The organism is Marinobacter sp. CHS3-4, assembly GCF_030053415.1.
Classification (GTDB): Bacteria; Pseudomonadota; Gammaproteobacteria; order Pseudomonadales; family Oleiphilaceae; genus Marinobacter.
Map to the genome: position 1 here is coordinate 1,182,829 of NZ_JASGBJ010000001.1, position 23,842 is coordinate 1,206,670.

A 23,842-nucleotide genomic window follows, 5' to 3' on the forward strand; every position below is an offset into this window, starting at 1 on the left:
AGGTACGAATCGTCAGTCGAACTGGCCTATCAGACATTGAGCCGACTCGGAACTTTTACCTTAAACGAATAAACAGCGGAGTGTTGATTCATTTATGGGTGTCACCGCAATCAGTTTTATCAGTGTTCTCTGTATTTTTCTGATTATCGGCATTTCTTCGATTCGGAAAAAACACGATGACGTGAACGACTATTTAACAGCGGGCTACAATACGCCAGCCTGGATCATCGGCTTGTCATCGGTGGCAACCAACAATTCCGGTTATATGTTCATCGGTTTGGTTGGCTACACCTGGGTGGCCGGGGTGTCGGCCTTTTGGGTGGCTTTTGGCTGGCTGGTGGGGGATTGGTTCGTCTGGCAGGGTTTCCACCGCCGCCTGAGAGAATATTCGGAGAAACATCCGGTCAATACCATACCGGCACTGACTTCTCAGAACCCTGCGCTTGAGTCCAGTCCTTTGCGGATTGTGTCAGCGGTTCTGACGTTGCTGTTTCTATCGGTATACGCTGCCGCTCAGTTAAAGGCTGGCAGTAAAGCACTGCATGTGATGTTCGACTGGCCGGTTTGGCTGGGAGCGGTTCTGGGCGCGGTGGTCGTGGTTTTGTATTCGTTTGCCGGTGGATTGCGGGCTTCTATCTGGACAGACGTGGCGCAATCGTTCGTGATGTTGTTTGGCATGGTGGTGCTGTGCATCGCGGCAATTCTCAATGCAGGCATGCCCTGGACCCTTGCTGATCAGCTTTATGCCATTGATCCGAAGCTTCTGGACTGGACTCCCGACCACCTGGCTTTCGGAACGGCCGCCTTCGTTCTGGGCTGGGTTGCGGCGGGTATCGGTGCCATTGGGCAGCCCCACATTCTGGTACGAACCATTGCGCTGCGCAGTCCGGAAGACGTTCCGGCGGCGCGGAGAGTGTATTTTGCCTGGTATATTCCTTTCGCGTTGATGACAGTAATCATCGGGTTATACGCTCGATCGATGCTGGCGGGTGATCTGGTGGATCCGGAGCTGACGCTGCCCACCATGGCGCAGGTCTATTTGCCGGAGGTGCTGACCGGTATGGTTCTCGCCGCTATTTTTGCCGCCACTCTTTCAACCGCTGATTCCATGTTGCTGTCGTGCTCGGCTGCGATCAGCCAGGATCTTATTCCCCGATTCGGGCAGTCCTATGTCCGAACCAAAATCGGCACCCTGGGCATTACGTTGGTGGTGCTGGTGGTCGCACTGAGCGCGCCTGCAAATGTGTTTACTCTGGTGGTGTTTGCCTGGTCTGCGCTCGGCGGCACACTTGGCCCGGTCATCGTTCTGCGAGTCCTGAAAGTGCGGCTGACCCGACCGACTGCGTTGCTCATGATGCTGGCGGGTTTCGTCACTCTTATCACCTGGCAGGCACTTGGCTATTCCGAGGCCATGTATGAACTCATGCCTGCGCTGGCAGTGTCTTTCGGCGTCTATTTCCTGATGCGGCTTTTCTATCCCAAGGAGGCATAAATGACATCCACTGACCCCCAGGATCAGAAGCTGAAAGCTCTCTTCGCCGTCGATCCCTTGCGGCCAATCGAGCAGCTCGATCCCGCCGGAAAATTGGTGAGTCCCGACAGGTTCTCTCTGCTGGTGCTATTGGTGTGTGAGGTGCCCGAAGAAAGCCTGATTCTGTTTCGCAAGCAACTGGTTCCGCCCAAGCAGCTTGGGCGTCAGGTCGCCGCGCGGGAAGTGGAATTGAAGAGGCATCTCGCAGAAATTACCCAGAAACTTGAATCGATGGGGTATGAGGTTGAAGGGCGTGTGGAGCGTGGGAAGCAGACAGGCGTTGTGATCACAGAGGTTGCAGATCAGGACGATGTCGACCTGATCATCCTTCAGCGCCGTCGACAGAAACCTTGGCAGCGGGTACTTGTTGGCAGCGTGGCCGATTATCTGACCCGCCACACAACAAGGCCGCTGGTGATCATGCCCTATGCCTGACTCGGGGCCTACTCGTCGGCATCCGCAACTTTCTTGGTTTCGTGCTCTGTCCCTGGCGCATGCTCTGGGGGACAGTAAGTGGTGTACAGCTTGAGCATGCCACTTCCGATGTTGCGGAAGTTGTGGAAAGTACCGGATGGCACGATGCTCACATCGCCAGCTTTTACCGGCGCGATGACTTCGCCAATGGTGGCTTCGCCTTCTCCTTCGACAAAGTACAACAACTGGTCGTGACCTTCGTGGACTTCACCGCCGATTTCGCCGCCTTCCGGAATGGCCATTAGAACTAGCTGAGTGTTGTCGCCGGTCCAGAGAACCTGGCGGAATTCGTCGTTTTGTCTGGCCAGTTCAACAATGGGGAGCGTCGTTCTTCGCGTTTCCTTCATACTACATTCTCCAATGTCGGCATAGATGAGACGTTGTCTGCGTTAGCCGGGTACTTCTGTGCCTACCTGATCCTTTTCGAACTTTGAGTGGGTACCGTCACAGAAGGGCGCGTCGTTAGTGTGCTTGCACTGACACAGGAACGCGTGGCCATCGTCTTCGGCCACAAATGGCTTCGGTGTAATGCCTGTGCCGGAATGGGAACCGTCACAAAAGGGCTGATTGCCGGAGCGTCCACAGGCGCAAAACATGTATTTCTTGCCTTGCTCCAGGGTCACTTTTACGGGTTTGTTGTCCGCAATAACTGGGCTGCTCATAGTCTCTCTCCTTATTGTCGTGTACAAAGCTACGTGTTGACGGAGGATGCGGATTGGCCAGCAAGGTATTTCTGCAACTGTTCAAAAGATAGCGGCCTGGAGTAAAAATAGCCTTGACCAAAATTACAGCCCATTCCGCGCAACAGATTGGCCTCAAGTTCTGATTCCATTCCCTCTGCAATGATGTCCAGGCCTTGCATTTCGGCCAGCATGACGATGCTGCGGCATAGATTCAGGGCAGAGCGGCTATGGAGTATCTGGCGAACAAATGATTGATCGAGTTTCAAGGTATCGAAACTGAACTTGTTCAAATAGGCCAGGCTGGCGTAACCGGTTCCGAAATCATCAAGAACCATGGGGAAGCCGTTCTCGCGGCACCGCTCGATCCACTCTATGGCGTGGTCGCCGACCAGGCTGCGTTCCAGTATTTCTAGCTTGACCCGCGATGTGGAAATGGCGTGCTTTTGGCACTGGTCAACCAGCCAGGGCAAAAATGACTCGTCTGCAATCAGTCGGTTGTCGATGTTAAAACTCAATCGAATCGGTGTGTGGGCTTGGGCATCCAGTTTTTGCAGGCTTTTCAGTCCGTTCTCAATACACCAGTAGGTGATTGGCACGACCAGTTCGGTGACTTCCGCCAGCTCCATAAAGACACCGGGCGAAACATTTCCGCGTTCCGGGCTTTCCCACCGAATCAAAACCTCTGCGGCGTCTGTGTGGCCAGACTCCAGTTCCACGATTGGCTGGAAATTCAGATAGAGCTGCTGGTTCTCTATCGCAAGGGCTAACTCGCTTTCCATTCTGACCAGATCGGCCAGTTCCTTGGACGGTTGGGCGGCTTTGGGCTGATCGGGTAGTTGCCGATCCTGGCGATGACCAACCTCCGTTCGGAAATGCCCCATCAGGGCATCAAAAAAAAGCCGCAGCACAGGGTCGGCAGAGCTGAGTCTTGCGCGAATCTGGTCTTTACTGATCATTGTGACCAGCGTGTCGGTGACGGCTTTGGCAGAAGCGGATCGAATATTGTCGTCCAGAACAGACAGCTCGCCGAATACATGCCCATCGGCCAGATGGTTCAGCGTTTCGTGCTTGCCGTCCTGGACGGTGAATATTTCGACCTGGCCAGATTCAATGAGAAATGCCGATTGGCTGGCTTCACCTTCCTTGAAAATGACATCCCCTGCACGGAAGAAGCGCCTTGGCAGCTGTGTTTTTTTCTGCACGATACCCCCGACCTTTCATAAGCCTTTGCGTTGACGAATGCCGCTCCGGATCGCTGATTTCAAGTATAGGTCAGGGAACGAGGCCGGGCTTGCGAGCCGCGGTCAGAAGAGAAGGTTTCGAATCCGAGCTCGAATTCGGTGTTCGATGGATAGTCGTAGTAGAAGCTTCTGCGAATCAAGGCGGTGCCCCGATCCCTGGGGCACCTTCTGTCGCCGTGAAAGGCATTGGAAGCGTGTTGCCAAAGCAACCAACGCGGTCCCTGTTAGCGAACCTTTGAGAGGAATTTCTGAGTCAATTCATTCTGGGGGTCATTAATGACCTGTTTCGCTTCGCCAATTTCTGCGATTACACCCTGATGGAAATAAGCCACACGATCAGATACATCCCGCGCAAAGCCCATTTCATGGGTGACACAGATCATGGTCATGCCTTCTTCGGCCAACAGGCGCAGCGTTTCCAGAACCTCGCCGACCAGCTCCGGGTCAAGCGCGGACGTCACCTCGTCTAGAAGCATAAAATCCGGCTTCATGGCCAGGGCGCGGGCAATGGCCAAACGCTGCTGCTGACCGCCGGACATTCTCGTCGGATAAACGTCGAATTTGTCACCAAGACCAACGTGTTTCAGTTCCTTCTTGGCAATTTCCATCGCCTCGTCTTTGCTCATCTTTTTGACGATGCGCGGGGCAAGAGCCGCGTTTTCCAGCACGGTCATGTGCGGGAAAGCGTTGAATTGCTGAAACACCATGCCCAGTTTCTGACGCAGTTTGTCTTTGTTCGTGTCTTTGCTGTGAACGTCAATATCGTTGACCAGGATCTTGCCTGAATTGATCGTCTCGATGGCGTTGATGCAATACAGCAGCGTTGATTTACCGCTGCCAGATCCGCCGATGACACTGACGACCTCGCCATTGGGGACATCCAGACTGACGCCTTTCAGTACCTCAAGGTCACCAAAGGATTTATGGACATTCTGGACGCTAATCATATTGCCATTTTCCTTTCGAGATACCGCCCGTAGTGCGAGAGCGGGTAAGAAATAATGAAGTAGAAGATGCCGACACCGATCAGAATTTCGAGCGGTTGCTGGGTTCGGGAAATCAGCTGTTCGGAAGTGCGCAGCAATTCCATATAGCCGATCACGGAAACCAGGGCAGAATCCTTGATGACGCTGAGGGCGACACCCATCCACGACGGCAGAACTGCGCGCAGACCAATGGGGAACCGGATGTGATAGACGGTTTGCCAGTAGGTCATGCCGAGCGAACGGGCTGCGGTTTGCATGGACTTGCTCACGCTTTCGAAGCCGCCGCGGAACACTTCACTCATGAAGGCCATGGTATACAGCGAAAGCACGATTGAGCCTGCAAGGAACGGGTTCATCGGATGACCGATGGCGCCGACAAAGGTCGAGAACAGAATCAACTGAATGATCAGCGGCACACTTCTGAGAATGTCCAGCACGCTGCCGAACAGAACATTAACCGCCTTGTTGCTTTCCGCCCGCGCAAAGCCGACGATCATGCCCAGCAACGTGCCCACGACGATGGCAACAACCGAGATGGTGATGGTGTTCCAGACGCCAGTCAGAATGTAACCGGTATCGTCCCAGGATAGGGGAGTAAACAGAGAGTTCATCAGATTTCCCCCTTGAACAGTCGGCGGGATAGAAGCGATGCACCGAACAGCACCAGTTTGGTGATGATGAAGTACATGACAGCCGCCACTATGAAGAACTCAAGCGTGCGGAACGACAGTGACTGAAGCCTCTGGGTCGTGCCGGACAGCTCACTCATGCCCACCAGGATGCCCAGCGAACTCATCAGAATGGACCAGACAAACTGGTTGGTCATCGGATGGTAAATGCGCCGGAGCATTTGCGGCAGGATCACGTATCGATAGGTTTGAATGCTGGTCATGCCCAGAGACTTGGACGCGCTGTACTGGGTACTGGGAATGGACTGGAACCCACCCCGGAAGGTCTCTGTCAGATAACCCGCATTGATAAATACCAGGGCGCTTAAGACGGCAACGTAGGGGCTGAGATGAATGCCAAAGGCTCCCAGGCCGAAATACGCCATGTAGATTTGAAAAAGTGCCGGTGTGTTCCTGGCAATTTCGACCCAAACGGTCGCCACGTAGCAGAAGGGTTTGCTGTTGTTCATCTTGGCGATCGCAAGCAGAACGGCGATGACAACACCCAGGAGCATGGCGAGCACAGAGACGTGCAGGGTGACGAAAGCACCGTTCAGTAACTCAGGCATCTTCTGGAGCACAATGTTCCAGTGAAATTCGTATTCCATACCTTGGCCACTTTGAGTGGTTTGAGAGGACTGGCCAGCGACCTTTTCAGGCCGCCGGCCAGTGTTCTAAGCAGTTACACGAGAGGCTGTGTAATTACTTGTTGTCCCTCAGGGACTTGATCAGATCGGCAGGTGCATCTGAACCGAAGTACTTGTTGTACGCCTCGTTCATGTTGCCGTCACGGATCTGGCGAATCAGGAACAAGTTCAGGTAGTTGATCCACGCCACTTCACTGCGCTTGGCAATGATGCCAACGACGTCGTCGTAGTTAGGCACGTAGGGACCGGCCTCGAAATCTGAGAATTCGTCACTCTGCAGTTTGGTCGCGATGTTGGTGTTCGTGGAGATGATCGCATCCACTTTGCCCTGATACAGGCCAAGGAAGGCATCGTTCTCAGACTTGAAAGACGTGTAGTTGTCTTTGCCCCAGCCCTGCTGCTCGGCATAGGCCAGATACTCGGTTTCGTAGGTGGTGCCCAGTGCTGCGCCCACTTTCAGGTTTTTCAGGTCAGCGAAGGACTCGATGTTCTTGTCCTTGTTGGAAATGACCTGGAACTTGAACACGAAGTACGGGTAGGTGAAGCCGACGGACTTGGCGCGCTCGAGTGTGTCAGAGGTCGAGCCGATAACCACGTCGGTTTTGCCGGCAACCAGAGAAGGAATACGATCCCCCCAGGTCAGGTTCAGGATGTTTGCGTCTACACCCAGCGCTTCGGCCAGATCTTTGCAGTAATCAACGTCAAAGCCAGCTGGCTCATTGTTCTCGTCAAGATAACCCATCGGGGGAAAGTCAAGAACCACGCCGCAGTTCAGGGTGCCTCGCTTGATCACGTCGTCCAACTGATCAGCGGTCGCGTTCATGGAAGTGAACGCAACGCAAGCAAGGATGATTGCCGTTAGTTTCTTCATCATAATTTGCTTCTCCGGTTATTTTTCTGTCGGCTACAAATGCAATATGTATATGCACTGACACTGTACATAACAAAGTCTAACTGAGAATTTTTAGGGATAATCCCTAAAATTCCCGATTAAACGGGCTTTTCGACTCTTATTGAAGGGTTTAGCAGTTTTCGGTCGGAAAACAAGGCGCTTTCCACTGAAATTTCGACACCTTCAGCGAAATCCATTTCAGGCAAAATCGTACTCCCCACCTTTCTCGAGCGCTCTTTTGTAGGCGGGTCGTGCGTGCACGCGCTCCACCCAGGCGTTAATGTGAGGCCGATCTTTGCCAACAATTCCGCGGGCGACTGATGCCTCCAGCGGAAAACTCATCTGAATGTCCGCCGCGCTCAGCGTATCTCCCAGAAACCAGGTGTTACGGGCCAAGTGTGCTTCGATGAAATCCAGGTGGGTTTTAATCATCGGGCCAATGAACACTTCGTTAGTTTTATCGGAAATGCCCTTGGCAACAGGCTTGATGAAGAATGGCATCGGGCTGGTCTTAACCTTCTCGAACACCAGACGCATCACCAAAGGCGGCATCAGTGAACCTTCAGCGTAGTGCAGCCAGTAGGTGTAATCCAGCCAAGCTTGGCCACCGGGCGACGGCAGGAGCGCGTTTTTTCCGTAAGTATGGGCCAGATACTCAATAATGGCGCCCGATTCCGCCACCACCAGCTTCCCTTCGGTAATGACCGGTGACTTGCCCAGTGGGTGGACTTTTTTGAGGCTGGCTGGCGCTAGCATGGTATCTGGATCGCGTTGGTAGCGCTGAATTTCATAGGGCACCTCCAACTCTTCCAGCATCCAGAGAACGCGTTGAGACCGGGAGTTATTGAGGTGATGGACGGTGATCATGGCGAGACTCCTTTTGCCTTGGACCAGAGGGAATGTAAGGGGATGTAGTCTTGAAATGGGAATTTGGTTCACTTGAAAAGTCCTTTGAACCTTTAAGGTAATTCCGTTACATATAGCCACCCAATCCATACAACAGGAGGTAGGCCATGGCTGCCGAATCTTTAAAGGAACAACTCAGCACCGCAGTTAAGAATGCGATGCGCAATAAAGATAAAGACCGGCTTGTAACACTGCGCATGGCTCAGTCAGCGGTGAAGCAGATCGAGATCGATGAGCGCCGTGAGCTGTCAGACGATGATGTTTTGAAGGTATTGGACAAAATGCTCAAGCAGCGTCGTGACGCCGCAGCCCAATACGATGATGCCGGGCGTCAGGAGCTGGCGGATAAAGAACGGGCGGAGATGGTCATCATCGAAGAGTTCATGCCCGCCGCGCTCAATGAGGACGACCTGGATGCGCTGATTCGCGAAGCCATCAGCTCCGCAGATGCCCAGGGCATGCAGGACATGGGCAAAGTGATGGGTGTATTGAAGCCTCAGGTACTTGGCCGGGTAGATATGGGCCATTTGAGCAAGAAAGTGAAGGCCGCCCTCGCAGGTTGAATTCCACTCAGGGCTGGCGGTTCCGCGAGCCCTGCTTGCGCAGTTCGAAAGCCTGCTGTTTGAGATCCTGGATTATCTCCGGGATTTTCAACGGCAGCACTTTTCCGGCGGCTTTTATTAGGTACACCACAAGGTTCATGCGCTTGTACCACAGCAGACGCTGAATTTTCTTCTTCATCGGGCGGTAGCCTTCATCGCAAAGCTCATCGATGCAATCGGCGTTGTTGATCAGGCTGTACCGGCTTAAATCGAGGGGTACGGCAATGTCGGCGGCTTTCAGTTGCCTGCGCGTTCGGAGGTCAATGCCGATGTTAATGGCATTGCTGATAACATCCAGTGTGTCATCTGGCTTTGGATAGCGTTTTACGTGGCTTAGATCGACGGCCACAGTAATGCCTGCACCCATGCCAGCCAGCGGCGAAATGGGCACGTTCTCGACAAGCCCGCCATCCACCAGTATCCGGCCATCCATTTCGACCGGTACGAACAGACCAGGCACCGCCATGGAGGCACACACGGCGTCAGCCAGATTGCCTTTGCGGAAAATCAGTTGCTCACCGGTTTCAATGTCAGTGGCGCAGATGGCCAGTGGAATCTTTGCATCTTCGATTTTTACATCGCCAAGGTCTTTATGAACCATGTCGCGGATGGCTTTGGTGCTGAACAGGCCACCGCTTTTCAGAGTGAAATTCAGAATTTTCGAGAGGTTCAGCGTAGAGCCGATGGTCAGGATGGATTCTGCGGGCTGGCCGAACGCGTGATAACTGGCCACCAGAGCTCCAACGCTGGTTCCCGAAATACAGTGAATGGCAATCTGTTCCTCTTCGAAGGCTTTGAGCACGCCGATATGGGCGATGCCTTTGGCAGCACCGCCCCCCAGAGCAAGGCCGATTCGGGTGTTAAACGGGTTGAGTTTCATGCGCGGCAGTCCGTTGACGTCGGAAATTTGGTGATCCCCGATTCTACCACTTTGTTGCTGCTGGCTGTTTAGTAGCTGGCTTCCAACAATTCGTGATAATCCGCCCGGAAGCGGGCAAAACTGAGGTATTGACCGCGGTGATCCACCAGATCCATGGCATTGAATGCCTCCACAAAAGCCAGAGACTCGCCGGTTACGATTTGGCCAACGTAGTCACCCGTCCAGTCCATATACTGAACCAGATCCAGTAACAGGGTCATGGCCAGGGTGCCGTTAGCCCGTTTCAGGTAGCGATAGGCTAGCGCATAGTGCTCGTAGCGGTAGCTGGCGGTGCCGGCTTGCGACGCTGTGGCGTCCCAAAGTGGGTCGTAATCATAGTGCTGGTAAGGCGCTGCGACGGGTTCGCCGGCAATAATCCGGGCCTGCCCTTCGGCAAACCAGAGCGGAAGCAGGGTGTGGTCTGCCACCGAACGGCTCAGGTTTTCCTGGGCGTAGTGAGCCAGATGGTGGGTAAAGATCTTGCCGGAATCATAAGGCCAGGCGCTGTGATAGGGGGCGACAGCCACTGCAGCCAGAGACGCGGATGACAGCTCGGTGGAACTGACTCTCGGGCTGAGGCAGGCGATCAACTGATCGGGATAAGAAGCATGGGCGCTGCGCTCGGCGACAAAGTCGTGCCAGCTCATGCGAAGCTTGCTGAGCACGTGATCGATGCGATTGTCCATCTCTGCAGCGGTGACGCGAAAGGTGGTCTCGCTGTACGCGGGGGAGCCGTAGACTCGAACCCGTTCGTTGGCGGTTTCGAAGTACAGGGTTTCATCGATGCAGGCCGCCGCATCCCGTTTAAGGCCCCAGGCGGTGTCGGGAAAGTAGGCACCCGTATCCCTGGCGTCGTAAAAATGACCATGGACATAGTGGCCGTCGCCGCCATAGTAGTCATCCTCTGTGCCTGCGGTAACCTTGCACCCTGATAGCACTAAGATACCCAGCATCAGCCAGCAGCTTCTTACCGAATCCACCATGGGTCTGCTCCGTTATAATCATGTTTCAGGTATCTTCGCGAAGAAGGGGCAAGCTGTCCGTCAAGGCGTGTAAAAACGACGTAAAGGCGGTAGAGGAATGTCTAATGACTCAAGGTGATCCCAGGGGCGTATAAGTGGGCACATGAACGTCAAAAAAGGAGAAGGTTATGACGGATCCTGTTCTATTGATCACAGGCGCGTCTTCGGGCATTGGTGCGGAGACGGCCCGGGCAGCGGCAAAACAGGGTTACAGGCTGGTGTTGGCCGCAAGGTCTGAAGACAAATTGCAGACGCTGAAGGATGAACTGGGCAGCGACAGGGTCGTTACGGTTCGTTGTGATGTGCAAAGCAACGACGATCAGAAAGCCATGGTGGATCGGGCCCTTGAAGCCTTCGGTCGTATCGACGCGGTGTTCGCCAATGCGGGCCGTGGTGGTTCGCCGGGCGGGTTCAGCGGCGCCGACACCGAGGCCTGGCGCGATATGATTCTCACCAACATTTACGGCGTAGGGCTCACGCTTCAACACTGCATGCCGGCGCTGAAAGAAAGCAAAGGCCATCTTCTGTTGACGGGGTCTGCCGCCGGCCGAGCGACCATTCCCGGCTCCATGTACAGCGCCACTAAATGGGCGGTGTCTGCCATTGGCTATGGCGTGCGAGAGGAGCTACGGGGCACGGGCATTCGCGTGACTCTGATCGAACCGGGCATGGTCGACACGCCCTTCTTTGATGAACGGCCGGAAACGGCGCTGAAGCCAGAAGATGTCGCCAATGCGGTGGTCTATTCATTGACCCAGCCGGCCCATGTGGACGTGAACGAGATACTGGTCAGGCCGACGCCTCCGATCAAAGACTGAGTTTGTGGCGGCGAGCGGGGTTGTTCCGTTCGCCCGCGGTTCTGTTACGTTAGAGTCACATCGTCTGAAAAGGAAAGGCCATGGGAACCCTGATCATTATCCTTGCCGTTCTGTTTCTGTCCCTGATCGTTGTGATTCCACTGATCGAAAAGTATGCGCCGAAAAGTGAAGGTCAGGACTTCAGCAAATACTCCAGGTGGATTATTCCGCTGTTGATGCTTTTGCTGGTCGCTCAGTTACTTCGGTATGCGTTTGGCTGAGGCGTGCGCCAAATAGAACGTTTGAATCCATTTTTCGGGCCGCTTGGATGTTTATGGAACCACTGTTGAACAAAGCTGAACCGCTCAACGATGCAGGGCTTAGAGCCATTGCGCATATGCCCACCGGCAGTTTGCGAACGTTAATCAGCGATACGCTCTGCAAGTCGTTTGCAGATGCTGACTTTATGAGAGTGGCCGTTTTCCTGGCAGAGAAAAGCTATGACGAGGGCGGTTGCCCCATTGGTGCCGTCATCGTGGACAACCGGACGGGCTGGATACTGGGCAAAGGCCACAATACCCTGGTTCAGGAAAATCATCCCTATAACCACGGTGAAACCTCTGCTATCCGGGACGCCGGACGCATCGATTTCAGCCAGACCACGCTCTATACCAGCCTTAGCCCTTGTGACGTCTGCGCCACCTTGTTGTACATGCGCGGATTCAGTCGTGTGGTTGTGGGGGATGTGACGAATGCGTCAGGCAACGAGGAATGGTTACGGCAGAAGGGACTGAGGGTTGATACTCTCGAGGATTCGCATGGCATTGAACTGTATGCCCGTTTTCGTCGTGAAAAGCCCGAACAGGATCTTGAAGACTGGAAAGGGCTGAGCTCTGTCCCGAAAAATTGATTCCACTATCAGGAGGAACGCTTTATGAGCCTTAAAACGCTTCAGGAAATTGTGGCCGAGGCCAAATCGGCGGCGCACTGCTTGACGCCTCAGGCCGCAAAGGAGCTGATGGCTGGAGAAAGCCAGGCTCTGGTCATTGATGTGAGGGAACCCGGTGAGGTTGCTGAAAAACGCCCCGCAGGCACAGTCAATATCCCTCGTGGTGTCCTGGAAATGAAAATTACCGAACACACCAGCGATCCTGAGCAGCCCATTCTTTTGCACTGTGCGACGGGCGGGCGAGCGGCTCTGGCGGCCGCGTCACTGGAGAATATGGGGTTTCGGAATGTGAGCGTCATTGACTGCAGCGCTGACGATCTGATCGCGAACCTCGGCGCTGCCTAGGGCCGGCGATCAGGCTGTGGTCAGTGCAAAGCTGAGAATCCAGCGTTTTCCCTTCTCAATACGAGACACTTGATGCTGGTACAGGTCAGGGCGAAACAGGTACACCCGACCGAACAGATTGAAGATGTTCTTGTCGCAGATGAACGTTCCGCCCGACTTGGGTTTCGACATCACATAGTTAAGCTTGTACAGGCGACCGCTGGCGATCATGTCCACATGCGGCACTACCCGATGTCCCTCGGGGTATCGCACTGAATAGATGTTCAGGTATCTGGAGCGAAACAAAATTCGCGTTTTTACCTTTCCTTTCTGCACGCCCACAACTCCAAAACACATTACATTCTTTCTCCATAGTAACAGTTGGCTCTGTGGTTGATCATCCCCGGACTCCTAACCGATCCAGGTAGACATGGAGCTCCGCTTCACTCATGTCCACATATTCCAGCACTCGCCCATAGAGCATGGCCGTTGGAACATTGCGGTTATCGAGTTCTTCCTGCGTTTGCTTCAGCACGTACAGCACGGTGCGTTCGGTGCGGGTGAGACCATCCCGAGCATCCGGTATGGCTTCCTGAATTGCCTGCCATTCTTCTTCGGTCATTGATCTTCCAACTCTACTGATACCGCTTGAATCCTGGGCTCACAGATTCTAGGCTCAAGCCCTGACGATGGTCGTCCGTACACAGTGTTTGCCTGCTGGGGGCAAGGTCATGAACGGAATCTCAAGCAGCAGGTTTTGTGCTTACGGCCGCTGCCGCACGGGCAGGGGTCGTTGCGGCCAGGTTTAAACTGGCCTTCGCGGGTTTCTCCGCCAAGGTAATACCAGCGGCCGCTCTCTTTCAGGAAATCCGATTTTTCCTCCAGATAGCCCCATCCGCTGCCCGCTTGATAAATAGCGCGAAAATGCACAGTGCCTTTTTGGCCGTTCTCGCTGGAGTCTAGAATTTGGAGCGATGTCCAGTCCGGTGACTGCTCCAGGCTGAGAGTTGCCGGACGAGTGTCCGGATGCCAGGTGTCCATCAGGTAGTCGGTCTTTTTCTGGAAGAAAGCGACATACCGGGAGCGCATCAATGCCTCTGGGGAAGATGCCGGTTCTCCCTGGTGAAGTGGCTGGCAGCAATCCTGGTACGCTTTTCTGCTGCCGCAGGGGCAGTTGTCTTGATCCGTCATGTGTTCCGTCTGCCTTGTAAAAACTCTACAGTGACGCTCCGATAGGCTTCAAGTTACGTAGGTTATCATTGACCATCTATTCACTGTTGTTTGAGGGAGCCATTTCCCATGAAAAAAATTATCGGCCTGTCTGTTTTTCTGGCTCTGTTTGCTCAGCATTCGCTGGCCCAGGAAACGGATGTTGATAAACGAAATCTTCATATCTTCTGCCATTCCCATCTGGCCATGGTCAGCCAGACCCTGGATGAAGAAGACGATGGACGTCAGGCCCTGGGCTACCTGTCAGGACTTCACAAGGAAGAAGCCGTGAAGCTCGGCGCCAACCAGAAGCATTTTTCCGATGTGTCCGGTTATCTCAGGAAAGTCCGCAACAACAGCGGTAAGAAGTGGGCAAGGCTTTCGGAGCGCAGCAAAAAAGTGTGCCTGCCGGGATCCGAAGGCTAACGCGCCCAGAACCGAACGCAGTAACCGCTGCGGCGCCAGAGCAACGCAAGCCAGAGCGCATGGGCGTTGATCAGGAAGGCGAGAATCCATTCAAAGGCATCATCGATCTGGTCGTGAAAGTTTGGCGCTACACCGTCAATGATCACCGACAGAATGCCCACACTGAGCGTCACCAGGCAAAGCCTCATCAATTTCTCGCCGGTTTCCCTCCACTGTGGATGGCTGCGCAGGCCGGCGCTGATCAGTAATTCGCAGATGTAGGTCAGTGAAAAATACAGCACTACACCAGTACGGCGAACGAGATTGAACCCTTCGCCCTCATGGCCCAGCGCCAGCGTGTAGGCTCCGAGCGATGCGCTGGCAATGAAACCCAGCCAGGGAAGCCAGGCTGCCCCTATGCTGTGAATGCCCAACTGCCGGAGCCAGCGTCCGCTCAGCCCCCACAGAGCGATGCCCAGCAGGGCAGCCGGCAGCATGGCGCCCTTGAAAATGAAGTAGGACGTTCCGTGGCGCCCAGTGCGGCTGATGCTGGTGCAGCTGTCCCAGTAGGGCACGCAGGGTTCGACGAAGCCCTGAATAATCGACACCGCCAGAGTCACGTGGATCGTCAGCAGCGGCAGCAGGCTGGCCGCTAGAGCCAGCCACCAGAGTTGGAGATAACGATGGTCCGCCATGGCAGTCTGCTCGGCAATCTTACGTATGGATATAACACACTGTAGTATCTTATCGCCGGGAATACGGCGTCGAGATACTATGTTCCTAATTAGGAGAAAACCCACGATGACATCGGTTGCTTTGCTTGACGGTGGCCTTGGCCAGGAAATCTATCGGCGTGCCCGGAATGTCAGCTCTCCGCTGTGGTCTGTTGCGGTGATGCTTGAGCAGCCGGATGTCGTACAGGATGTGCACGCCGATTTTATCCGGGCCGGGGCCAAAACTCTGACCCTGAATACCTACGCTGCTACGCCAACCCGTCTGGACCGGGCGGGAATTCATGACCAGATTACGACGATTCACCAAAAGGCGTTCCAGGCGCTGCAACAGGCAATCGACGACACCGGTATCGATGTGGATATTGCTGGTTGCCTGCCGCCGTTGGCCGCAAGTTATCAGGGTCAGCCGGAGCGAACGTTTCAGGACTTGCAGAATGAGTACGCCACATTGGTGTCATTGCAAGAATCGGCCGATGTTTTCCTGATTGAAACCATGACCAACACTCTGGAAGCCAGAGCCGCCTGCGCCGCCGCCCAGGCCCTGGGAAAACCCTTTGGCGTGTCATTTCGTGTGGAAGTGAACGGGTATCTCAAGTCTGGTGAGACATTGGCGGAAGCCGTGGCTGCGGTTGCCGATTATTCCCCCGACGCCGTGATGCTTAATTGTTGTGACTTGGAGATTCTGAACGCGGCCATGCCTCAGCTGGTGGCCCGATATCCCATAGCCGGTGGGTATGCCAATGCTTTCGAGTCGGTCGAGGATGTCGCGAAGGGTGGACTGGTGGATTCTCTGGAGGCGCGGGCGGACGTTAATCCTGCGAGCTATACTCGAGCTGTAAGGCAGTGGCTCGACGATGGCGCCGTGGTTGTCGGTGGTTGTTGCGAAATCACGCCCGAGCACATTCGACACCTGGCGAATAGCCTGCGACAGGACTATGACCTGATCAGCTTTTCCCGGTTGGCGCGCACTGCTTCCGGGCCTCGAAGCTTTCAAGCTCAACGTTGATGGCATTTGTTGAGATGACAATTTCATACAGCGAATAAAGCAACGAAATTGATAGCAGCACGAGACTGATGCCGAAGGCGATGGCACCCGTCAGATCACCGCCAAGAAACACGATGAACATGGATACGGTACAAAGGAAAAAGCTGAGTACGCCGTAAGTTTGCATGCGTTTGGTCAGGACAATTCGTTTTCGAAGCATGCTGATCTGCCTGGCGATAAGGTTGTGGTCTTCCTCAGTATCCATCTGCTTGAGCTGCCTGATCAGCTGGGCCAGCACCAGAAAACGATTGGTGTAGGCCAGCAACAGCAGGGAAATGGCAGGAAATAGCAGGGCAGGGGTGGTCAGCGTCAACGCATACTCCTTGATCTGGGCCTCTTGATGTGTTCTTTTCTGCCCGAAATAGGTGTACTTCAATATAGCAGGATTCGACCTGTCTTCCTTCCCAAAGCCAAACCAAATAGCGATGCCTGAATATGAACAGAGAACAGATCAACGACATTCTCGACATGGACGGCGAGGAACGCTACGACTTTTTCCTCACACAGGTTCTTGAGGAACGGGAAATCTGGATTCTGGTGAATGCAGACAACCAGTTCCTGAAAATCGTGTCGGAGGAGGATGGTGTGGCTTACCTTCCTGTCTGGCCATGTGCCGAATTGGCCTCTGAGTACGCAGAACATTCGACAGAATTATCCCCTAAAAGTCTCTCTTTACCTGATTTCTTCAGGAAGTGGGTGCCTGGCCTGACCAAAGACGGGCTTGAAATCGGTGTGCTGCCAGGATTGGACGGAGAACTCTGGATTACCGAACCCGAAGAACTCAAGCGCGACCTTCAGGACGATCTTTTCTAGAAAGAAATTCGGCAACTTGAAGCGCTCCTGTCTATTCACGCGTCGCTGAACTAGATTTGTTATAGGCTCAATTACAACAGGCTGCGCCGTTATGCGCATTAAGCAGATTTCTGTCTATACCGCGAACCTGGAATATACCGGCAAAGCCTATGCCTTTGCCGGTGGACGTTCGCATCAGGTATTTGAAACCACGGTGGTCGTCCTGGCTACGGACACGGGCATTGAGGGGTATGGCGAAGTCTGTCCCTGCGGGCCCAACTATATGGCGGCCTTTGCAGAAGGGATACCCTCTTGTTTGTCTCTGCTGGCTCCCAGTGTGCTTGGCCAGGATCCCAGGGACGTGTCGGTGATTCAGGAACGCATGAACCAGGCGCTCACGGGGCATTCGGTCGCCAAGGCTGCGATTGACCTTGCGTGCTGGGATCTTCTGGGGAAGGCCACGGGGCTGCCGGTATACACGCTGCTAGGCGGGCTTCAGTCCCCCTCGATGCCACTGCATCGCATTGTTCCGCTTGCCGAGCCCGAAGAAATGGAAGAATCACTCCGCCTTTATCGCGCAGAGGGCTTTCGGCATATTCAGATCAAGCTGGGGCATGAGGTCGAAGAAGACATTGACCTGATCCTAAGACTCAGCAGACTCAAGCAGCCCGATGAGCTGTGGATTGGGGATATCAATGCTGCCTGGCGGCGCGATCAGGCGCTGCGTTTTTCGAAGGCCATTGAAGACGTTGATATCTATCTTGAGCAGCCATGCAGAACTTACGAAGAGTGTTTGTCTTTCAGGCGACGCGGGAAGCATCCGGTCAAGCTGGATGAGGCTTTCAATACCCTGAACGAACTTCAGCGTGGTTTGAAAGACGATGCCATGGATGCCATCGCTCTTAAAGTCAGCAAGTTCGGCGGGTTGACCCCATCCCGGATCATTCGGGACGTCTGCTCGGACGCGGGCATACCCATGACCATTGAAGACGCCTGGGGCAGCGGCATTGCGACCGCTGCCTATGCTCACCTGGCGGCCAGTACATCACCCAGGGCACTGCTGAACACAACCGACTTGCACAATTACAACACGCTCCAGCTGGCTTCTGGTGGACCCGAAGTGATGGACGGGCGTATGTGGCTGAGCGATCGACCGGGGTTGGGTGTTACACCGGACTTCACGCTGCTGACTATGCGGGATGTCTACGAGTAGGGTCAGGCGAAACGAACCCGGTTTCTGCCGCTTCGCTTGGCCTTGTACATAGCCTGATCGGCGGCCGAAACCAGTTCTTCCACACTGTTTTGATCATCCGGAATCATGGTGGCACCGCCGACGCTAGCGGTTACCCGGTCACTGGTGTCGGAAAACCCATGTTCGATGCCAGCGCTCTCGATGGCCAACCGGACGTTTTCCGCGACCCGAATGGCACCTTCTTTATCGGTGTTGGGAAGAATCAGCATGAATTCTTCGCCCCCGTAGCGTGCGACCATGTCGGCGGAGCGTTGCATCTGGCTTTTGAGCGTTTCGGCAATCCTGGTCAGGCAATCGTCGCCTTTCTGGTGGCCATAAGAGTCGTTGTAGGCCTTGAAGTGATCAACATCCAGCATGATCACTGACAAGGGCTGCTGCTGTCGGCGCTGGCGCAACCAGGTATCATGGAGGTATGCATCTCCTGAGCGTCGGTTGGCGACACCGGTGAGACCATCACGATCCGCCAGGCGCTGAAGTTCTTCGTTGAGGGCTTCCAGTTCGGCGGTTCGTTCCGTTACCTTCTCTTCCAGCAGGAAGGTGTAGTCCTGAATCTGGGCATACAGGCTGGCATTTTCGATAGCAACCGACGCCTGAGCGGCCAACAGCTGTATCAGCTCTACCCGTGCTTCGGTAAACACACCATCGGCGAGGTTATTTTCCATGTAAACCGCGGCTTCGATGTGCTCTCGGTTGACTGGCACACAGAGTACCGATCGCGGTTTGCGATTGATCGTGTAAGGATCGTTAATAAACGGACCATCCATACTGGCGTTGTGAAGCACGATCGCTTCGTCCCTCTGAAACACCTGGCTGATGATGCTCATCGGAACTGGGATGTCGTTGCCGCTGCGATCCCCCAGCACAAAATGCCCGGGGATATCGGTGGTGTGTTGGGCTCTCTCAGGAAGAACCGCCGCTTCGATCACGCACTGGCCCTTTTCACGAACAATCACGCAGCCCCACTGGCCACCTGCGTTCTGCAGCAGAATGTTTAGTGTTTTTTGCAGTAACTGATCCAGCATCATTTCGCCAGAAATTTCCCGCGACGCCCGCATCACCGATGCCAGATCCAGGTCGGTAAGCTGGCCGCAAGCTGGCTTTGCCGCCGTTGTGCTTAGTTCACGCAGTACCGGGAATTCCTCTTGAAGCATGCCAGCCTTACGGTGGGCGCCCCAGCGGTTGTACATGCCCAGTGCACCCCGCAGGTAACCTTCAGCGGATCGCCCTCGACCGATGGTGAGCAGGTATCTTGCAGCGCGCTCATAAGCGATGGCTTCGTCACGAAGAAATCGGTGATTTCTGGCGCCGTCGATGGCCGCATCGTAATAGGCGAGGGCAGCGTTCTGGTCCCCATCGAGGCAGGCTAGCTCGGCCATCATCAGGTGTTGAAGATGGCGGAAGTTTGCTTCGCAGTTGTCGGCCCATCGAGTCATTCGCGCCAGGTCGTCTTCCAGTCGTTTCCGGGTTGTGCGCTGCTCTGATTTGTCCATCGATGGGTAAAGGGCGGTGAGCGTTAAATTAGCGACAATGTAGAAACGTGCCAGCTGGGGCAGTGACATGGCGGATTTGATCAGCGTGTCCTGCTTGTGGACAAAATGCCGAGCCCGATCATAGTCGTTGTAGAGCAGGTTGATCTCAGCGCTGTAGATGTTGTGGTTGGCGATGCCTGTCATGAACTGGCGTTCGCTCATATCATCAAGGCATTGCTGTTCGCTGAAGTCGTCGCTGCTCAGACTGTCCGCCGAGTGGGTTTCGCCAAGCAAGTTACGCTGCATTTGCAGAAACAGCATGCCCGAATCGAGAGAGTCCTGATAGGCGCATTCGCGTACGATTTCCAGGTTTTCCTGATGCTGTCGGCGAGCCGTTTCCAGATCCAGACTGGGGTCCCAGATCACACAGTCCTGCGCGCTGTATGCAAGATAAAGCAGGTCGCCAGACTGATAGCCCGCCTCAATCCCTTTGCGGAACAAGGGCGTCAGCGTCGCCCAGTTGTTGCTCCAGTGATGCACAAACATGGCGTACACATAGATCACACGCGCCCGCAGGCTCAGGTCATCCAGCCGGTCATTAATGGCCAGCCCGACCTTGCCGTATTGATAACCCAGAGCCGGCTCATCCAGCTCTCCGCACAGCAGCATCCCATAAGCCGCATAGGCAAAGGCAGATTCGGGACAGTTGCCTTTGTGCAGCGCCAGATTAACGGCCTTGAGCACCAGGTAGCTGAATATCTTGCTGCCCGACAGGAACGCGGCGGCAAATATCTCCATCAGCAGGCGCATGGCTGTCAGGGTCGCGGTATCCTCGATGATCGGCGCATCCACCAGGTCTGCAATGTTGCGACCTGCCAGATATTCTTCGACCCGCTCGCGTTCGGTATCGATATCCGCTTGAGTGGGGTGTTCGCTGAAGTCGATACCCACTAACGCCAGCCCCTCGATCGCCGCGTGAATGGATTCGCTCATGCGGCCGAGCGTTGCATTCTGCCGGGTGCGAATGGCCAGAATGTCAGCCCGGTGAAGATCGGATTCCGCGTGGTCCAACATCTGTTGCAGCCAGCGGTCGGCTTCGTCAATTCTGCCGGTGAGGTAAAGGCATAGCTGCATCTCCGCGGCCATGTCCGTCATTAATTCTGGCAGTTGCGTCCAGGGGGTCTCCGGTAACTGTTCTTCGGCAATCAGCAGGTAGTTCAATGCGGCTTCATAGGCTGAAGAATGGCGGGCACGGGCGCCGGCACGAAGGTTCAGTTCAGCCAGTTGCAGGTGCTCCTGCCCGGAATCAATCAGGGTTCGTCCCTTGTTCAGGTGGTTGGCGATATCGATCACCTGATCGTTTGGAACCACACCCTCGTTGTGCTGCAGCATGAGCCGCCCCACCGAAAGATGCATGCGTGGCAGATCCTCCGATGCGATCAATCCATACGCGGCTTGCTGAACCCGGTCGTGCTGGAAGCGATAATTGGGGTTGATCGTCAGGCTGTCATCCCTGTGGCTGGCCAGGCGATAATCGCCGTGCAAAGGCAGTATGGTGTATTGCTTGAGCGCCGGAAGCAGTGCTCTTGCGGTCTCGGCCAGGGACTTTTCGTAGATGTTCGCCAGAGTCTGCAAGTCGAAGGTATTGCCGATGCAGGCGGCAAGTTGCAGCACTCTCTGGGTGTTGTCCGGCAGCTGTCGCAGGTTCTCCAACATGAACTCGACCACGTCCAGGCTGGCCTCCTCCCAGCCGGTCTGGTCCAGCTGCCACTGGAATCTGCCGGTCTCAGAATCAGACCAGATCGCGCCCTGAGAGTAGAGCTGGCGCAGGAGTTCATTGGTGAAGAACGGGTTGCCTCGCGCACGGTGGAACAACATGTCGCTCAGATTCAGACAATTGTCCGGATGACAGCGAAGAGTGTCTGCGACCAGATTCGCCACCGATTTCTGATCCAGCGGGCCCACCGGGATCTGGTGAATGCGCTGATGATTGTCCAGATCTTCCAGCAATAACCGTAGCGGGTGGCCCGGCCCTACTTCATTGCTGCGGTACGCGCCGATCAGCAGCAGGTGACTCTGATCCCGTGAGGTGACGATGCGTCGCAACAGTTCCAGCGTCGGCTTGTCGCTCCATTGCAAGTCGTCGAGGAATAGCACCACCGGGTGGCCTTCTCCGGCGAACGCTCTCAGGAATGACGTCAGCACCAGTTGCAGTCGGTTCCGTTCTTCGGCCGGCGGCAACTCGCTCACCGGCGGCTGCGGGCCAATGATCATGGTCAGTTCCGGTACCAGGTCAACGATCAGCGCGCCATTGGGCCCAAGCGCATCGGAAAGACGCGTGCGCCATTTCGCCAGGGCCTGTTCCGGCTCCAGGAGCACCTGTTGGACCAGCGCCCGGAAGGTCACGGCCAACGCTGAGTAGGCCTCGCCATGTTTAAACTGGTCAAACTTGCTCTGAACCAGAAAGCCCCGCTCCCGAATTTGATATCGGTCAATCTCATTCACCAGGGCAGATTTGCCCACGCCGGAGTAGCCATGAACCAGACAAAAGCGGGTCTGGCCCTGAACTGCCTGCTCGAACAGATCCAGTAGTTGTTGAAGTTCCCGATCGCGCCCGAACAGCGCCTGAGGTATCAGGAATTTCTGTGAGTGGTCCCGTTCGCCCAGGGGGAAGTCCTGCGGCATGCGGCCCTGATCCAGGGCGGTGCTGCAGCGGGACAGATCGTGCATCAGACCTTCGCCGCTCTGGTAACGCTCATCGGGGGATTTGGCCAGCAGCTTCAGGACGATGGCAGAGACAGGCTTCGGAATGCCAGGCGCCAGGGAATCGGGCTGTGGCGGCAATTGGCTGATGTGATGATGCACCCACTCAAGCGTGGTACCTGCATAAAACGGTGGTTGGCCGGTTAGCAATTCGAACAACAACACCCCGACAGAGTAGTAGTCTGATCGGTAGTCCAGGCTGCGATTCATGCGCCCGGTCTGTTCCGGAGACATGTAGGGCAGGATGCCTTCCAGATGCCCGGAAAAGTCCTGAGTCTGTTGTTCCTGTCCCAATTCTGACGCGATGCTGAAACCAGACAGGACAAGCAGGTCGCGCTTGCTGTCGATCAGCACATTCTGAGGCGATATCGCCTTGTGGACGATTTCTCTGGCATGGACTTCATCCAGGGTCTGAACCAGGCGTTGCGCGATGCTCAGTACATCGGTGACGGACAGACGACCTCCGGAACTCTGATTCAACCTGGCAGACAGCGAGCTCTCGTAAAGGTCAGTGATCAGTGCAATATTGCCACTGCCGTGTTGAAGGATGTGATTTACCGGGCGAACGCCTTCAATGCCGGCAAGCCGCTGGGCAATGCTGGCCTCATGGTGCATGACAGCCACTTGCCGGCGATCAGGATATTCCGAATCCAGGGTTTCGACCGTCACTTCCTGGCCGTCGGACTCGCGTACGGCACGATAAGCCACCCGTCCGGCGTTTCGCCACAGAAAAGACTTGAGACTGTAATCGGGCAGCTGAATGTGGGTCTGCATCAGGTACGGCTCGATCCTGGGGCTTAGCTGGGAAATAGCCTGTCGAAGGTGGCACTGAATGCCTGGTGGGCATTATCACGAACGGGTTCGCCGTGGCCGCAGAGCGCGTGCCTGAACTCCAGAGCCTTGAGTCGGTTAAAGTCCTTGGCTTCCGGTTCTGCAGCCTGCATCCAGACGGGACCAACGTTGGCCGGGGTAAAAAAGCCCATGCCTTCCATCCGTTCCCGGGAGGCATCGCAAAAGTGCTCGTCTGGTTGCAGCCAGTTCTGGAGTGCATCGCAGGCAATCAGAATGCCGCCTTCTCGGTCGAGTCGAAGGACCCCTTCCGGGACATTGGCGGTTTCAAACCGGAACAGGCTGGCGCCGGTCAGCGGCAGGGAAGCGTCGGGAGCCATCGCCCTGGCAGCAGAGCCAGCTTCTTCCTCCAGACCGGGCGTGACCCAGTACTGGGCCTGATAGCGGTCGAGATAGAATTCATCATCGCGGCCATGCAGTGCCCCCAGGCGAATAACGTCGGTCACTCTGCCGAGCTCCTCGAGTTGCGCAAGGCCCTCGTCACTTAGCCGGATAGAGTTGATAAGGATGAGCCGGTCGCCTTCGCGAACGATGGTCATGTTGCGGCTGAACTGCCAATCCAGTTCCATCAGAACGGTTTCCATGGCACCGCTGACCACAAACACATCCGGGAAAACCTCTTCGATGGCACCATGGGCCAGTGCCGGTGGAAAGGATGTGTCTGTTGTCTGGTTCATCGGTGT

Annotated in this window: 28 protein-coding genes; 11 read left to right on the forward strand and 17 right to left on the reverse strand. The window is 55.2% G+C overall.

The annotated features are described in order from the left end of the window. Positions 1–94: 94 nt before the first annotated feature. On the forward strand, positions 95–1,492 hold the full coding sequence (locus tag QLQ17_RS05455) for a sodium/proline symporter (protein ID WP_283208529.1): 1,398 nt from the start codon (positions 95–97) through the stop codon (positions 1,490–1,492). Further along, positions 1,493–1,966 carry a universal stress protein gene (locus QLQ17_RS05460; RefSeq protein ID WP_283208530.1) on the forward strand — a complete coding sequence of 158 codons (474 nt, stop codon included), beginning with the start codon at positions 1,493–1,495 and terminating at the stop codon, positions 1,964–1,966. A gap of 8 nt (positions 1,967–1,974) precedes the next feature. Here the strand turns inward: QLQ17_RS05460 and QLQ17_RS05465 are convergent, their stop codons facing one another. From QLQ17_RS05465 to QLQ17_RS05500, 8 genes are all read right to left on the reverse strand, one after another. After that, complete coding sequence (locus QLQ17_RS05465) at positions 1,975–2,352, reverse strand: cupin domain-containing protein (RefSeq protein WP_283208531.1); 378 nt, start codon at positions 2,350–2,352, stop codon at positions 1,975–1,977. 42 nt (positions 2,353–2,394) lie between these two features. Next, entirely contained in the window at positions 2,395–2,667 is a 273-nt protein-coding gene (locus QLQ17_RS05470) for a CDGSH iron-sulfur domain-containing protein (RefSeq protein WP_283208532.1), read from the reverse strand. 29 nt (positions 2,668–2,696) lie between these two features. Beyond that, positions 2,697–3,890, reverse strand: coding sequence for an EAL domain-containing protein (locus QLQ17_RS05475; RefSeq protein ID WP_283208533.1), 1,194 nt, complete (start codon positions 3,888–3,890; stop codon positions 2,697–2,699). Between the two features lie 263 nt (positions 3,891–4,153). Continuing rightward, positions 4,154–4,876, reverse strand: a complete 723-nt coding sequence (locus QLQ17_RS05480; RefSeq protein WP_283208534.1) for an amino acid ABC transporter ATP-binding protein — start codon at positions 4,874–4,876, stop codon at positions 4,154–4,156. Further along, positions 4,873–5,526, reverse strand: a complete 654-nt coding sequence (locus QLQ17_RS05485; protein ID WP_283208535.1) for an amino acid ABC transporter permease — start codon at positions 5,524–5,526, stop codon at positions 4,873–4,875. Before QLQ17_RS05485 ends, QLQ17_RS05480 begins: the two co-directional genes overlap by 4 nt. Continuing rightward, on the reverse strand, positions 5,526–6,191 hold the full coding sequence (locus tag QLQ17_RS05490) for an amino acid ABC transporter permease (protein WP_283208536.1): 666 nt from the start codon (positions 6,189–6,191) through the stop codon (positions 5,526–5,528). The genes QLQ17_RS05485 and QLQ17_RS05490 overlap by 1 nt, the downstream gene beginning before the upstream one ends. 94 nt (positions 6,192–6,285) lie before the next feature. Beyond that, entirely contained in the window at positions 6,286–7,104 is an 819-nt protein-coding gene (locus QLQ17_RS05495; RefSeq protein ID WP_283208537.1) for a transporter substrate-binding domain-containing protein, read from the reverse strand. Between the two features lie 216 nt (positions 7,105–7,320). Next, positions 7,321–7,989, reverse strand: coding sequence for a glutathione S-transferase (locus QLQ17_RS05500; protein WP_283208538.1), 669 nt, complete (start codon positions 7,987–7,989; stop codon positions 7,321–7,323). 146 nt (positions 7,990–8,135) lie between these two features. On the opposite strand from QLQ17_RS05500, the gene QLQ17_RS05505 reads away from it, so the two are divergent. Further along, complete coding sequence (locus QLQ17_RS05505; RefSeq protein ID WP_283208539.1) at positions 8,136–8,591, forward strand: GatB/YqeY domain-containing protein; 456 nt, start codon at positions 8,136–8,138, stop codon at positions 8,589–8,591. Positions 8,592–8,598: 7 nt separating this feature from the next. Here the strand turns inward: QLQ17_RS05505 and QLQ17_RS05510 are convergent, their stop codons facing one another. Continuing rightward, a complete protein-coding gene (locus QLQ17_RS05510; protein ID WP_283208540.1) occupies positions 8,599–9,510 on the reverse strand; it encodes a patatin-like phospholipase family protein in 912 nt (303 codons plus the stop codon). 68 nt (positions 9,511–9,578) lie between these two features. Continuing rightward, a complete protein-coding gene (locus QLQ17_RS05515) occupies positions 9,579–10,532 on the reverse strand; it encodes a hypothetical protein (protein WP_283208541.1) in 954 nt (317 codons plus the stop codon). A 167-nt stretch (positions 10,533–10,699) separates the two neighbouring features. Here QLQ17_RS05515 and QLQ17_RS05520 point away from each other — a divergent pair, with 167 nt between their 5' ends. From QLQ17_RS05520 to QLQ17_RS05535, 4 genes are all read left to right on the forward strand, one after another. Next, positions 10,700–11,389 (forward strand): SDR family oxidoreductase, encoded by a 690-nt coding sequence (locus QLQ17_RS05520; protein WP_283208542.1) that lies wholly within the window; start codon positions 10,700–10,702, stop codon positions 11,387–11,389. A gap of 80 nt (positions 11,390–11,469) precedes the next feature. After that, entirely contained in the window at positions 11,470–11,649 is a 180-nt protein-coding gene (locus QLQ17_RS05525) for a hypothetical protein (RefSeq protein WP_283208543.1), read from the forward strand. Positions 11,650–11,714: 65 nt separating this feature from the next. After that, on the forward strand, positions 11,715–12,278 hold the full coding sequence (locus tag QLQ17_RS05530) for a nucleoside deaminase (protein ID WP_283208544.1): 564 nt from the start codon (positions 11,715–11,717) through the stop codon (positions 12,276–12,278). 24 nt (positions 12,279–12,302) lie between these two features. Beyond that, entirely contained in the window at positions 12,303–12,662 is a 360-nt protein-coding gene (locus QLQ17_RS05535) for a rhodanese-like domain-containing protein (RefSeq protein ID WP_283208545.1), read from the forward strand. 9 nt (positions 12,663–12,671) lie between these two features. On the opposite strand, the gene QLQ17_RS05540 is transcribed toward QLQ17_RS05535, so the two are convergent. The 3 genes from QLQ17_RS05540 to QLQ17_RS05550 all read right to left on the reverse strand — a co-directional run bounded on the left by QLQ17_RS05540 (position 12,672) and on the right by QLQ17_RS05550 (position 13,832). Next, a complete protein-coding gene (locus tag QLQ17_RS05540; protein WP_283208546.1) occupies positions 12,672–12,998 on the reverse strand; it encodes a 2OG-Fe(II) oxygenase in 327 nt (108 codons plus the stop codon). 40 nt (positions 12,999–13,038) lie between these two features. Beyond that, complete coding sequence (locus QLQ17_RS05545) at positions 13,039–13,263, reverse strand: hypothetical protein (RefSeq protein ID WP_283208547.1); 225 nt, start codon at positions 13,261–13,263, stop codon at positions 13,039–13,041. 107 nt (positions 13,264–13,370) lie between these two features. Then, positions 13,371–13,832, reverse strand: a complete 462-nt coding sequence (locus QLQ17_RS05550; RefSeq protein ID WP_283208548.1) for a YchJ family protein — start codon at positions 13,830–13,832, stop codon at positions 13,371–13,373. A 108-nt stretch (positions 13,833–13,940) separates the two neighbouring features. Here QLQ17_RS05550 and QLQ17_RS05555 point away from each other — a divergent pair, with 108 nt between their 5' ends. Then, complete coding sequence (locus tag QLQ17_RS05555) at positions 13,941–14,276, forward strand: hypothetical protein (RefSeq protein WP_283208549.1); 336 nt, start codon at positions 13,941–13,943, stop codon at positions 14,274–14,276. Here QLQ17_RS05555 and QLQ17_RS05560 read toward each other — a convergent pair. Continuing rightward, positions 14,273–14,950 carry a hypothetical protein gene (locus QLQ17_RS05560; RefSeq protein ID WP_283208550.1) on the reverse strand — a complete coding sequence of 226 codons (678 nt, stop codon included), beginning with the start codon at positions 14,948–14,950 and terminating at the stop codon, positions 14,273–14,275. The genes QLQ17_RS05555 and QLQ17_RS05560 overlap by 4 nt on opposite strands. Before the next feature lie 106 nt (positions 14,951–15,056). Between QLQ17_RS05560 and QLQ17_RS05565 the strand changes: the two genes are divergently transcribed. Further along, entirely contained in the window at positions 15,057–15,995 is a 939-nt protein-coding gene (locus tag QLQ17_RS05565; RefSeq protein WP_283208551.1) for a homocysteine S-methyltransferase family protein, read from the forward strand. Here the strand turns inward: QLQ17_RS05565 and QLQ17_RS05570 are convergent. Next, positions 15,934–16,347: a DUF2721 domain-containing protein gene (locus QLQ17_RS05570; RefSeq protein ID WP_283208552.1), complete on the reverse strand. Its 414-nt coding sequence runs from the start codon at positions 16,345–16,347 to the stop codon at positions 15,934–15,936. The two genes, QLQ17_RS05565 and QLQ17_RS05570, sit on opposite strands and share 62 nt — an antisense overlap. Before the next feature lie 122 nt (positions 16,348–16,469). Here QLQ17_RS05570 and QLQ17_RS05575 point away from each other — a divergent pair, with 122 nt between their 5' ends. Together QLQ17_RS05575 and QLQ17_RS05580 are read left to right on the forward strand one after the other, a co-directional pair. Beyond that, positions 16,470–16,847: a DUF2750 domain-containing protein gene (locus QLQ17_RS05575; protein ID WP_283208553.1), complete on the forward strand. Its 378-nt coding sequence runs from the start codon at positions 16,470–16,472 to the stop codon at positions 16,845–16,847. A 91-nt stretch (positions 16,848–16,938) separates the two neighbouring features. Beyond that, on the forward strand, positions 16,939–18,039 hold the full coding sequence (locus QLQ17_RS05580; protein WP_283208554.1) for a mandelate racemase/muconate lactonizing enzyme family protein: 1,101 nt from the start codon (positions 16,939–16,941) through the stop codon (positions 18,037–18,039). A gap of 2 nt (positions 18,040–18,041) precedes the next feature. Here the strand turns inward: QLQ17_RS05580 and QLQ17_RS05585 are convergent, their stop codons facing one another. Together QLQ17_RS05585 and QLQ17_RS05590 are read right to left on the reverse strand one after the other, a co-directional pair. After that, a complete protein-coding gene (locus tag QLQ17_RS05585) occupies positions 18,042–23,084 on the reverse strand; it encodes a diguanylate cyclase (protein WP_283208555.1) in 5,043 nt (1,680 codons plus the stop codon). Between the two features lie 23 nt (positions 23,085–23,107). Further along, positions 23,108–23,836, reverse strand: coding sequence for an MBL fold metallo-hydrolase (locus QLQ17_RS05590; RefSeq protein ID WP_283208556.1), 729 nt, complete (start codon positions 23,834–23,836; stop codon positions 23,108–23,110). Between the last annotated feature and the right edge of the window lie 6 nt (positions 23,837–23,842).

Bases quoted from the DNA above. Each gene is read 5' to 3' on its own strand.
- QLQ17_RS05455 (WP_283208529.1), top strand. From the start codon at position 95: ATGGGTGTCACCGCAATCAGTTTTATCAGTGTTCTCTGTATTTTTCTG.
- QLQ17_RS05460 (WP_283208530.1), top strand. From the start codon at position 1,493: ATGACATCCACTGACCCCCAGGATCAGAAGCTGAAAGCTCTCTTCGCC.
- QLQ17_RS05465 (WP_283208531.1), bottom strand. From the start codon at position 2,352: ATGAAGGAAACGCGAAGAACGACGCTCCCCATTGTTGAACTGGCCAGA.
- QLQ17_RS05470 (WP_283208532.1), bottom strand. From the start codon at position 2,667: ATGAGCAGCCCAGTTATTGCGGACAACAAACCCGTAAAAGTGACCCTG.
- QLQ17_RS05480 (WP_283208534.1), bottom strand. From the start codon at position 4,876: ATGATTAGCGTCCAGAATGTCCATAAATCCTTTGGTGACCTTGAGGTA.
- QLQ17_RS05485 (WP_283208535.1), bottom strand. From the start codon at position 5,526: ATGAACTCTCTGTTTACTCCCCTATCCTGGGACGATACCGGTTACATT.
- QLQ17_RS05490 (WP_283208536.1), bottom strand. From the start codon at position 6,191: ATGGAATACGAATTTCACTGGAACATTGTGCTCCAGAAGATGCCTGAG.
- QLQ17_RS05495 (WP_283208537.1), bottom strand. From the start codon at position 7,104: ATGATGAAGAAACTAACGGCAATCATCCTTGCTTGCGTTGCGTTCACT.
- QLQ17_RS05500 (WP_283208538.1), bottom strand. From the start codon at position 7,989: ATGATCACCGTCCATCACCTCAATAACTCCCGGTCTCAACGCGTTCTC.
- QLQ17_RS05505 (WP_283208539.1), top strand. From the start codon at position 8,136: ATGGCTGCCGAATCTTTAAAGGAACAACTCAGCACCGCAGTTAAGAAT.
- QLQ17_RS05510 (WP_283208540.1), bottom strand. From the start codon at position 9,510: ATGAAACTCAACCCGTTTAACACCCGAATCGGCCTTGCTCTGGGGGGC.
- QLQ17_RS05515 (WP_283208541.1), bottom strand. From the start codon at position 10,532: ATGGTGGATTCGGTAAGAAGCTGCTGGCTGATGCTGGGTATCTTAGTG.
- QLQ17_RS05520 (WP_283208542.1), top strand. From the start codon at position 10,700: ATGACGGATCCTGTTCTATTGATCACAGGCGCGTCTTCGGGCATTGGT.
- QLQ17_RS05525 (WP_283208543.1), top strand. From the start codon at position 11,470: ATGGGAACCCTGATCATTATCCTTGCCGTTCTGTTTCTGTCCCTGATC.
- QLQ17_RS05535 (WP_283208545.1), top strand. From the start codon at position 12,303: ATGAGCCTTAAAACGCTTCAGGAAATTGTGGCCGAGGCCAAATCGGCG.
- QLQ17_RS05540 (WP_283208546.1), bottom strand. From the start codon at position 12,998: ATGTGTTTTGGAGTTGTGGGCGTGCAGAAAGGAAAGGTAAAAACGCGA.
- QLQ17_RS05545 (WP_283208547.1), bottom strand. From the start codon at position 13,263: ATGACCGAAGAAGAATGGCAGGCAATTCAGGAAGCCATACCGGATGCT.
- QLQ17_RS05550 (WP_283208548.1), bottom strand. From the start codon at position 13,832: ATGACGGATCAAGACAACTGCCCCTGCGGCAGCAGAAAAGCGTACCAG.
- QLQ17_RS05555 (WP_283208549.1), top strand. From the start codon at position 13,941: ATGAAAAAAATTATCGGCCTGTCTGTTTTTCTGGCTCTGTTTGCTCAG.
- QLQ17_RS05560 (WP_283208550.1), bottom strand. From the start codon at position 14,950: ATGGCGGACCATCGTTATCTCCAACTCTGGTGGCTGGCTCTAGCGGCC.
- QLQ17_RS05565 (WP_283208551.1), top strand. From the start codon at position 15,057: ATGACATCGGTTGCTTTGCTTGACGGTGGCCTTGGCCAGGAAATCTAT.
- QLQ17_RS05575 (WP_283208553.1), top strand. From the start codon at position 16,470: ATGAACAGAGAACAGATCAACGACATTCTCGACATGGACGGCGAGGAA.
- QLQ17_RS05580 (WP_283208554.1), top strand. From the start codon at position 16,939: ATGCGCATTAAGCAGATTTCTGTCTATACCGCGAACCTGGAATATACC.
- QLQ17_RS05585 (WP_283208555.1), bottom strand. From the start codon at position 23,084: ATGCAGACCCACATTCAGCTGCCCGATTACAGTCTCAAGTCTTTTCTG.
- QLQ17_RS05590 (WP_283208556.1), bottom strand. From the start codon at position 23,836: ATGAACCAGACAACAGACACATCCTTTCCACCGGCACTGGCCCATGGT.